Raw genomic sequence first — 9,669 nt, forward strand, 5'->3', positions numbered from 1 at the left:
TCTTTTTGAGCGCAGCTCAATAAACTTATACTTAAACAGAATAAAGTAATTATTTTTTTCATGATAATATTTTATTAAAATATATTTTAGGTGTTTCAAACTTATGGTTTAAAAAAGTGATTTCCCCTTCTATTTCTCCACCAACATCAATGACTGGAGCTTTTCTGTTTCCACTTTCTTTAACAATTTTAAATACTCCAGTAGCACTAAAGGATAACGTAATACCTTCGAACTCTAGTATTTTTTGAACATAAATTCCTTCATTATCTACTCCAAATAAATCTGTAATACCAAGTCCGGCTTTTACACCACCTCCAAATCCTCGTTTAACAATCACTTCATAAGAAAATGCTTTCCAGGTATTACTAATCAATAATTCTAATTTGATTTCTGCCTCTATGGCGCTTTTCCCTTTTACATTAAAATCCTTAAAACCAGCTAAACAATTAAGTTGCAAATCAACAGTGGTATCTATTTGGCCACTAACTGTAAAATCACATTTTATTGCACTTTCATCATCTGCGAGTATATATAATAATGCATCTATTGCTTTTAATATTGCATAGGCTATAGGATGTCTGCGACATAATAGTTCTAAAATATCCCATTTTATTGATACACCTATAAGAGGTGCGGCATCTAATACCAAATCAATACCTAATCCTTGCCTACCTGCTAATGCAGGATATTCGTTAGCATCTAATTGTTCATAATACCATGAACCTGCAAACGAAAATTTAGGATATAGTATTTCATATTCAACGGTTTTTCTTTTGAGTTTCTCCATCAAACCATCGATACTTTTTTCCTGCGATGGACTATAGCTCTTTTCATCAAAATCACCTTCTATAATCCCTACTGCTTTTCTTACTAATGAGGTTACAGATCTAAATTGTTCATAAAGTTGTTTTACAAAATCTTCCGTTAATTCATTCTTAACATCACCGCCATAATGTTCCTCTTCTAAAGACACCGTTATTCTTTGTAATATCTCTAAAAGTTTTTTCAAACTTGTTCCTTTTTCTACTGGAGCAACTTCTTTTTTCTTTGGTTTTAGCTTGTACTTATCGGTAAAGTATTTTCCGGCTCTGTCCAAGGTTTCTTTTCGCCTTAGGTTCTCTTCATTGACTTTTTCCGTATTGTTTTTATTTGATTCAAAGTCAGCTTTATCCTTCTCTTCAGCCCTATCTTCATACGTTTTTAATGGTGCAAATGTTCCTCCTTTTCTGTTTAGTTTTTCTATATCTTCTTTTTCGACATTAAACCCAAATTTTAATGTCCATTTAATGTCAGGATATATGGCAATATTTACATTTTGTTGGAAAGCACAGGTATTGGCAATTGCTGTGATTTTATGAATTTTATCTGCGCTTAAATTCGGCAGCCAAAAATATTTCATTGCTTTATAAAAAGTTGTAGCAGCATTAGCATCTTGTGGAATATCGTAGTTGTAAAACGCATCAAACTCTATTTGTTTTTGTCTAACAGTAACAATGCCTTTTTCTGTAGCGACAGTTTCTTTTTTTGTCGTTTTCATTCCCATAACTGAGGAATTGCTACTTGATTCTGATTTTACTAATTCTTTTTCTTCCTTTTTAACCTTATGTTCGGCTTTAGAGCTTGGGTCAATTTTCAACTCATATTCCTTTGGAATCGTAAGTATTGTTATTTCCTGAGTAGTATGCTTGGGTTTCTTATCGCACTCTAATGTTTGAAAATCGAAGTCTAACAAGTAAGTTTCTTTCTTTCCTGTTACTATTTCTACTGCTAAAGTTTTTATTGCTCTTTGCTCATTTATTGATGAATCAAAAAGAATAGTATTCCCTTCTTTGTCTTGTTTTTTTAATTCAATTTTATCATATCGGCAGGGTCTAAAACTTGCTATATTAGTTTCTACTTTTCCTACAAAAGCAGGATTATTGGTTGATTCTATTACTGTCTCATGTTTTTCACCATCTATAGCTACTTCTAAAAAACAATCTTTGGGTATTTTAAAAAATTCTCCCGTTTCCTTAGATTTTACTGTAGGATAAATTTTTAGCTTACTTCCTGCCGAAAGCATCCATCTTACATCAACTAAAACAGGAATTCTTATTTTTTGAACATGTGATTCTTCTTTTCCATTTATCTTTATACCACCCGAAATTCCAGTTTTATTTACTTCATTAGGAAGTAGTTTATGGATTAATACTTCACTATCAAAATTGTTTTTATTAGAGATTGGTAACAAATCATCTGGATCTGCTGTATCCTTATCCCATAATCCAATTTCTACGTCTTGTCCGTAAAGATGAGTTGTATAAATATTTAAAAGAACTTTAGATCCAAATTTTACTTTGTTTGTAATTGGGTTACAATCAAGATCCGTCCAAGCTATTCTAACGATTTGAGGGACTCCAGTAGCGCGAACAAATATGCCACTCGGTATGTCTCCTAAAGCTGGATCGTTTTTAGTAAAAACTTCAAGCCATGCAAAACCACCCCCTACGAGAATTTCAGGAAAAGTAATGCTTTCTTCATTATCTTTGGGCATTCCTATAGTAAAGTCAGAGTTGTGATTCAAAATTCTGCTGCCTATACCATTTCCAACCACTTCCCAACACCAACTAAGAGTAGAAAGTTCTTCAAGGTTTTTTTGATTATAAGCTTCTCTGTCTTTGATGTATTGAGCTTCCTCAGCCTTTCGTTTTTCAAGATCAGCAACATACATCTTTCTATCACCCCAATCAGGCATTTTCCAAACCTCTTCTTGAGTTAACATTTTAAAGGGAGGCAACTTTTCGGGAGCGTCTTTATGGAATCTTTTTGTGGGTACAATTTCGACTGTAAAAGCACCTGCTTTAGATAATGTTAAGCATCCCATTGCTTTATCAAATTTTTGATCTTTGGGAAGTGGCATTTTTGGAACAATATGTAAATTTTTACTCATATTTAATCTCTTTTATTTTACTTCTCAATCATTAAAACAGCATTTCCTAAATCTTCAAAATTTACACCTGGAAAGATTTCATTTAACACCTCGGGTTTACTATTCTCTACATTTTTTTTGGTCACTTCTGATGTTTGCCCATGATCTTTTACAGAAATGCAATCTGGACCTCCAATAGGACAAGTTCCCTTGCTGTCTTCTAATAATATTTTACCTTGATTAGATAAAATCATTTTTTCATAAAAACCACTCCATTTTGTAATTGTTGCTTTACACGGCAAATAATCTCCACTTCCGTTGGGTTGCATTTTGCATTTACCAAAAGTGTTTTTCTCTAATGTTTGTCCAATATCTTTATCTGAAGCAATAAGTTTATCTTTTCCATCTTTATCATTTGCATAATGCTTAGATTGAGTTTTTACTTTTAGTTTATCCGTTTTCGGCTCAACACTAAACTTACATTGGCATGTTGCTCCTTGAACTACAAAATGTTTTTCAGACATAATAAATAGGGGTTTGTTTATTTTAGCTTGGGGGTTTATCTATTTTAAAACAACTTACTCCAAAAACCAACCTTTTTTTTGACTGGTTCATCTTCTTGTTGCCAAAATGTGGTTTTGTTTTGTTTAGGCTTAGATAAAGGTCTGAAAGAATTATTTTCGGGTAAATGATAAATTTCTATTTGAGTTCTTTTTATTTTTTTGTCGGTAATTATCGTTTTATAAGTTCCAATTATCGAAAAAATGCTTCGGTCTTCGCCATACAATTTATATTGTACTTTCATTTCAGATTCTAAAGGCTTGATTTTAATTCCAGACATTTCAGATTTAGGGTAGCTAAATTGATTCAGAACTTCTTGAATTGATCTTTTGTCTACTGAATTTCCTTCTACGTTGATGAAAATTTTATCTGTTGCAGAATAATATTCTTCTATAGACTGTTGCACACTATAAGTGATGATTTGGTTTCCGAATACAGGTGATTCCCAAATGTAATTTAGTGATTCATCTTTACTATAGTCAGTATATATTGGTTTGAAGTATAAATGAAAAAACCATGTTTTGTAAATTGACTCCGCTAATAAAGTTTTACTGCTTAAAACTGACTCTGCTTTGTGTAGTATTTCAGGAACTAAATTTCCTTTATAGTACTGTGATAGTCTTTCTTTTATAGGAAACCATCTTTTTTTAATATCGTTATGGTTTGCGATTTCTATGATTTCTCCTTCTTCACTTACTTTTATTTTGATTGGAAAGATTGCTTGCGAACAGCTATCAGCTATTTGATCTATCTTCAAATCAGGTGCAAGATTATCAATATAAGTTTGATTTCTATTTATTTCAAAAGAAAAAGTATTGCTTGTGTAGCTTAGAATGCATGCCATTTCTACTGTATAATGTATAGTGCTAATTAACTTATCATTCTCAAAATTTTGCAGCATAAAACCATAAACTCTATTTTGACTAAAAGGATTAAACTGTATTGTATTATCTTTTTCTGATAACACCTTTTTTAAATCGGACATATTTTTAAATTATCGTAGCTAAATTATTTGTTCCTAATCATGCATCCAGTTTGTTTTCTTTATAATCATCTAAATCAATTAATTGGTTTAGTGTAATGCTTTTCGCAAATACCATATATATTTCTCTTACATCACTAGATATCTAAAATTAACAATCAGTAATTTTGATTGATTTGGATTATCCTTTTTAAGATACTTTCTTCTACATTTCTAATAACCTTATTGTTTTATCACTTTTTTTTTAGAGTTTTTTCAGCTAAGAGCACTACACTCCAACCATCTCAATCTACTCATTTTTAAAGGTATACAAAAATTTAATTATGTAAAAATAATCTTTCAAACGTATATGATTTTATTACAGATAACAATACCCACATTTAGTGATTTTATAAAAAATATACAACAACATAATTATCCAATTAAAACTCTTAATTAAGCAGTCCTTCCGAATCATTTTCTACATTATAAAAAAATCAATGAGGCAATAATGAAAATCCTTTTATTTATCGTAAAAAAATGATAAATTGTAGTAAAAACATTTCTTATATTAGCTTGAAGAAAAGTCATCATATAGCTCAAAACCACTTAAAAAAAGTTGTATTGACGCCATCTTATGACTGAAATAATTAGGTCGCAGGCAATAATAAGTAATGAAATCCAATAATTAACAACTGGCAGACAGAATGTGCAGGACTTATAATAAGATTGGCTCACTGACGACTTTAAAATTACATTTAGAGAAAAACAAAATCTATGACTTTAAATCATTAAAAGAGGTTATTGATTTTCAAAAATCATATACAATTTCCCGTCAACAATTAATTTCTCACCACGAAAATTTGATTGAGGAAGAAAAAAATATACTTAACATAGATCTACCGAATTTAGACACAGTAATCGAAATACAAAGGCAACAATCAATTCAAATATTGACAAACGAAATTGATAGCCTGAAACACCAACTCAATATATCATCTAGCAATGCTTCAACAAATTTTTTTCAGAAACTAGCTAATGACTTAAGACATTGGAACTATAAAAGAAAAATTAAACACGAAGAATATAATTTTGAAAGTAAAGTAAAAATATCAATAAGTAAACTTGTTGAAGATTATCAAGTCAAAAGCAATCGCTATCAATTTATAACTTCCCATTTTAGTGAAGCAGTAAAGCAAAGTACTCAATATCCTTTATCAGAGCTTGAAAGAAAAAAAACGACAATAGATAAACTCAATAGTTACATTTATGGTGCACTAGGAGAGCATAAAGTAGTTAAAACATTAGAAACTCTATCAGACGAATATTTTTTAATTAATGACTTTGCATTTTCATTTTCACCTGCAATCTATAATAGAAATGAAAATGATTATATAAAATCTGTTCAGATTGATCATATCCTTATAGGTCCATCTGGAATATTTCTTATTGAGACAAAGAATTGGAGTGAAAAATCATTGGAAAATTTGACTTTACGTTCACCAGTAGAGCAAATTCAGAGAACGAGCTTTGCATTATTTTATCTACTAAATAATGAACTAAGTAATTATCATTTACGATTAGATGGACATCATTGGGGCGACAAAAAAATACCAATCAAAAATCTAATTGTCTTTACAAACACAAAGCCAAAAGAGGAATTTCAGTATGTAAAGATTTTGACTGTTAACGAACTTCTTAGTTATATAAACTATTTTAAACCAATATTTTCACATACTGAGACTAAGAGAATTGCCGATATGATTTTGCGGATTAATGAATGAAATAAAGACATAAAAAAACTCCTTAATTTCTTAAGGAGTTTCTTTGTGATATTTAGGACCTAGTTACCACCCATTTTTTTTGCAGAATTTGAAAAAACTTACACTTAAATAAATTTTGTTTTTTCAATATATGTACAGGTTTTACCATTCCCTAGGCGCGATTATTTCTTCTGTATCCGCATTAAATCCATAAGATTTTGCAATAATATCAAAATCTTGTCCAATCGATTCTCTTGCACCGGTTTCAATTTCACTGCCATGCTCAAAAAATTCATCCTGCAATTCATTTATTTTTATTGTTGCAGAATGCGTTAATATATAGAGTTCAGCCAGATTTTTTGGAGATCCTTTTTCGATGTCAAAACAGAGGCCAATAAGTATTGTCTTTACTTTATCAACAAGAAATTTTGGAAAGTATGAATCGGCATTCATATCTTTTAAAAAAACATAATCTTTCATTCTCTCATTTTTTAAATCCTTCTGAGTTATTATTATGTCTTTATTTTTCGATTGCTGACCATTGCAAGAAATCAAAATCAGGGATACTATTGCTATTATATAACCTTTCATTTTTATAAAATTAGTGCTAACTCATATATTGTTCTCATAATATATCAGACATTATTTCTTTACTAATATAGAAACAATTCTTTATAAATACTTAATTATAACTTTTAAATTACTTCATACTATTAACACTTAATTGAGTGCAAAAGTTTAATCTTTATAGCAATGATCTAATCCTTAAGAACTACGAATCTTTTATTTCATTGAATTCGGATTTTCACAGAATTACATAAAAAGAACATTTTTTTCGAACAATAAAAAAACCTCCAAAATCAAATGACTTTGAAGGTTTGTAAATTTCTGTGGGCGATGAGGGGTTCGAACCCCCGACCCCCTCGGTGTAAACGAGGTGCTCTGAACCAGCTGAGCTAATCGCCCTATTTTACTAGGTTGCTATCGTTATCTGATTGCGAGTGCAAACATACAGCTAGATTTCGTATTGGCAAGCGTTTTTTTAAAATAATTTCAAAGTTTTTTTCTGCGATAGCCTGATTTAACTGTAAAGTTCTAAAAACTATTTAATTAAACTTTGTAATTCTTTGTCTACACCGATAGCTATTGGGACTATGTGTTTTTTTATGGCAAAAATAGTATCAAGTCCATCATTGTTCGTGCTACGCACGGCAACGAATCCCTTAGCTATTGTAGGTTATTTTTTAACTTTTCTTGAAAATTTTGTATTTTGGTTTTTCGTAATCAGTTATGTCCAAAATAATATCATAAACGCCTGTTAAAATTTCTATATTATCTCCTTTTGGCATTATTCCGTCGCTCATATCTTTTCCAAAATTTAAAGTCCAATCGTCATTAAAACGAAATTTAAGCTCTCCTGTTTTTAAAGTCACATTTTTAATTGTCCAAATTCCTTTTGTTTCAGTTTCAAAAAGTTTTGCATCAGGACCTTCCCAGCCTTTTTCTGTGGCAGTTCCTACAATTCCCCAAGAAGGAAATATTTTTGTTGCTTTTTTTAGTTGATTTCCTACATGAAAACTTAATGACTCTATTTGTGAAGTCTTGTTTCTTTCAAAAATTACATCACCCATTAATTCTTCAGCGTAAAATAAATTTTCTTTTACAGGATATAGAATAGTTGTGGGTCCGTTTCCACTTTGCAGTTTTAATTTATTGTTTTCAACTGTAAGGTAAATTACAAAATTGTTTTCTACTTCATAAGCTCCCTCATATTGCTTTAAAGTTTCTGAGCTCATGTTGGCTACAATTGGAATTTTATAATCTTTATTATACAAATTATACAAAGTTTTTATAATAGCATAAGTAGCAGTGTCTAGACCTCTTTCTGTATTTGTAAGCAGTATAATGCAGATATCATCTTCGGGAATTTGAACAAAATTGCTACAAAAACCAGCTCCATAACCACTATGACCAACTGTCATTTTTCCAAACATTCGCATTGTAATCCAGCCATAACCATAATTTTTTTTGAAAGGTGTATATGCTTTTTCTAAACTTTTTTTGGAGATAATTTTGTAATTTTTTAGTCCATTGTAATATTTGTTTAAGTCTTCAACAGTTGAGTATATTCCACCAGCTGCAAAAGGCATAGGTGGATCATAAACAATCGATGGTTTTTGTTCTTTTTCAGAAAAAATCTCATAGCCAGTGGCTTTATTTTCACTTTTTAGATTTTTAAAAGCAAAACCACTTTGCTTCATTTTCAATGGTTTAAATATGTATTTTTCAATTGCTTTTTCGTAACTTATTCCAGTAACTTTTTGAATTACATAGCCCAGAAAATAATATCCCGAGTTAGAATAACTCCAATCAGTTCCAACTGGAAAATCCAAAGGTTTTGTTTTTTGAAATTCAATAAATGATTTTTCCGTTTGGTCTTTCATATCATTCCCTCTAGTATAGTCATAAACTCCAGAGGTATGGGTTAGCAAACTTTCAATTGAAATAGTACTTGCATCAGGATAATCTGGATAGAACTTTGAAAGTTTATCCTGTAATGAAAGTTTTTTTTTTTCTACTAATTTTAAAATTACCGTTGCTGTAAAAGTTTTTGTAATGGAGTATATTTGAAAAATGCTGTTAGCTTTATTTTCCTTTTTTAAATCTACATTTGATAATCCATAACCTTTATTTAGTAAAGTTTCTCCTTTTTCAGAAATAAAAACAGAACCGTTAAATAGATTTTGTTGATTGTAAAATTCAAAAAGTTGTTCTAATTTTTCTTTCTTACTTTGTGCAAAAACCAATTGTGTTATAAATAATAAAATAAAAGTTATTGATTGAATTGATTTCATGTTTTTTTTGATTCTTTATTGAATTCCAACTAACGGTTTATCCTTTGTTACAGTTGCGTAAATTTATAATAAAAGATTACAAATAAAAATTCATAACTGAATTTCCAAGCAAAATTCAAAGCACAAGCCAAGCCAACACATCCAATAATATCTTGCTTTATTTATATAGAGTAAATAACTTTACTGAAGCAAGTTTTATATTTGAACATGTCTATAACAGTTAATAGATGATAGGGAAAGGCAAAAAAAAAAAAAAAAAGCTAAAACTTTCGTTTTAACTTTTTTTTAAGAGTGACCTCGACTGGATTCAAACCAGTAACCTCTTGAGCCGTAATCAAGTGCGCTATTCAGTTGCGCCACGAGGCCAATTGTGTAAATTAGCAATCCATACCCAACGTTAAAGTACAAGCGAGGAAAGACATAAAAAAACTCCTTAATTTCGTAAGGAGTCTTCTGTGGGCGATGAGGGGTTCGAACCCCCGACCCCCTCGGTGTAAACGAGGTGCTCTGAACCAGCTGAGCTAATCGCCCTATTTTACTAGGTTGCAATCGTTATCTGATTGCGAGTGCAAATATACAGCTAGATTTCGTATCTGCAAGCCTTTTTTTAAAATAATTTCA

The 9,669-nt window shown here is 30.5% G+C and carries 6 protein-coding genes and 3 tRNA genes; 1 reads left to right on the top strand and 8 read right to left on the bottom strand.

Annotation, left to right across the window (positions count from 1 at the left end; translation table 11 throughout):
* Positions 1 to 58: 58 nt before the first annotated feature.
* The 3 genes from IW20_RS21130 to IW20_RS21140 are packed head-to-tail and all read right to left on the bottom strand — an operon-like array spanning position 59 to position 4,454.
* Entirely contained in the window at positions 59 to 2,929 is a 2,871-nt protein-coding gene (locus IW20_RS21130) for a hypothetical protein (RefSeq protein ID WP_035627191.1), read from the bottom strand.
* 17 nt (positions 2,930 to 2,946) lie between these two features.
* Positions 2,947 to 3,432, bottom strand: a complete 486-nt coding sequence (locus IW20_RS21135; protein WP_035627192.1) for a DUF4280 domain-containing protein — start codon at positions 3,430 to 3,432, stop codon at positions 2,947 to 2,949.
* Positions 3,433 to 3,476: 44 nt separating this feature from the next.
* Entirely contained in the window at positions 3,477 to 4,454 is a 978-nt protein-coding gene (locus IW20_RS21140; RefSeq protein ID WP_035627194.1) for a hypothetical protein, read from the bottom strand.
* Positions 4,455 to 5,137: 683 nt separating this feature from the next.
* Between IW20_RS21140 and IW20_RS25610 the strand changes: the two genes are divergently transcribed.
* Entirely contained in the window at positions 5,138 to 6,214 is a 1,077-nt protein-coding gene (locus tag IW20_RS25610) for a nuclease-related domain-containing protein (RefSeq protein ID WP_051886084.1), read from the top strand.
* 141 nt (positions 6,215 to 6,355) lie between these two features.
* On the opposite strand, the gene IW20_RS21150 is transcribed toward IW20_RS25610, so the two are convergent.
* The 5 genes from IW20_RS21150 to IW20_RS21170 form a co-directional block, all read right to left on the bottom strand.
* Positions 6,356 to 6,784 carry a DUF5713 family protein gene (locus IW20_RS21150; RefSeq protein WP_205625921.1) on the bottom strand — a complete coding sequence of 143 codons (429 nt, stop codon included), beginning with the start codon at positions 6,782 to 6,784 and terminating at the stop codon, positions 6,356 to 6,358.
* Between the two features lie 300 nt (positions 6,785 to 7,084).
* Positions 7,085 to 7,159: transfer RNA gene (locus IW20_RS21155), tRNA-Val, on the bottom strand.
* Between the two features lie 278 nt (positions 7,160 to 7,437).
* Complete coding sequence (locus tag IW20_RS21160; protein WP_035627195.1) at positions 7,438 to 9,048, bottom strand: serine hydrolase; 1,611 nt, start codon at positions 9,046 to 9,048, stop codon at positions 7,438 to 7,440.
* A 292-nt stretch (positions 9,049 to 9,340) separates the two neighbouring features.
* A tRNA-Arg gene (locus IW20_RS21165) sits at positions 9,341 to 9,414 on the bottom strand.
* A 90-nt stretch (positions 9,415 to 9,504) separates the two neighbouring features.
* A tRNA-Val gene (locus IW20_RS21170) sits at positions 9,505 to 9,579 on the bottom strand.
* Positions 9,580 to 9,669 lie beyond the last annotated feature (90 nt).

Origin of the sequence: Flavobacterium hydatis (genome assembly GCF_000737695.1) — a bacterium.
Lineage (GTDB): Bacteria > Bacteroidota > Bacteroidia > Flavobacteriales > Flavobacteriaceae > Flavobacterium > Flavobacterium hydatis.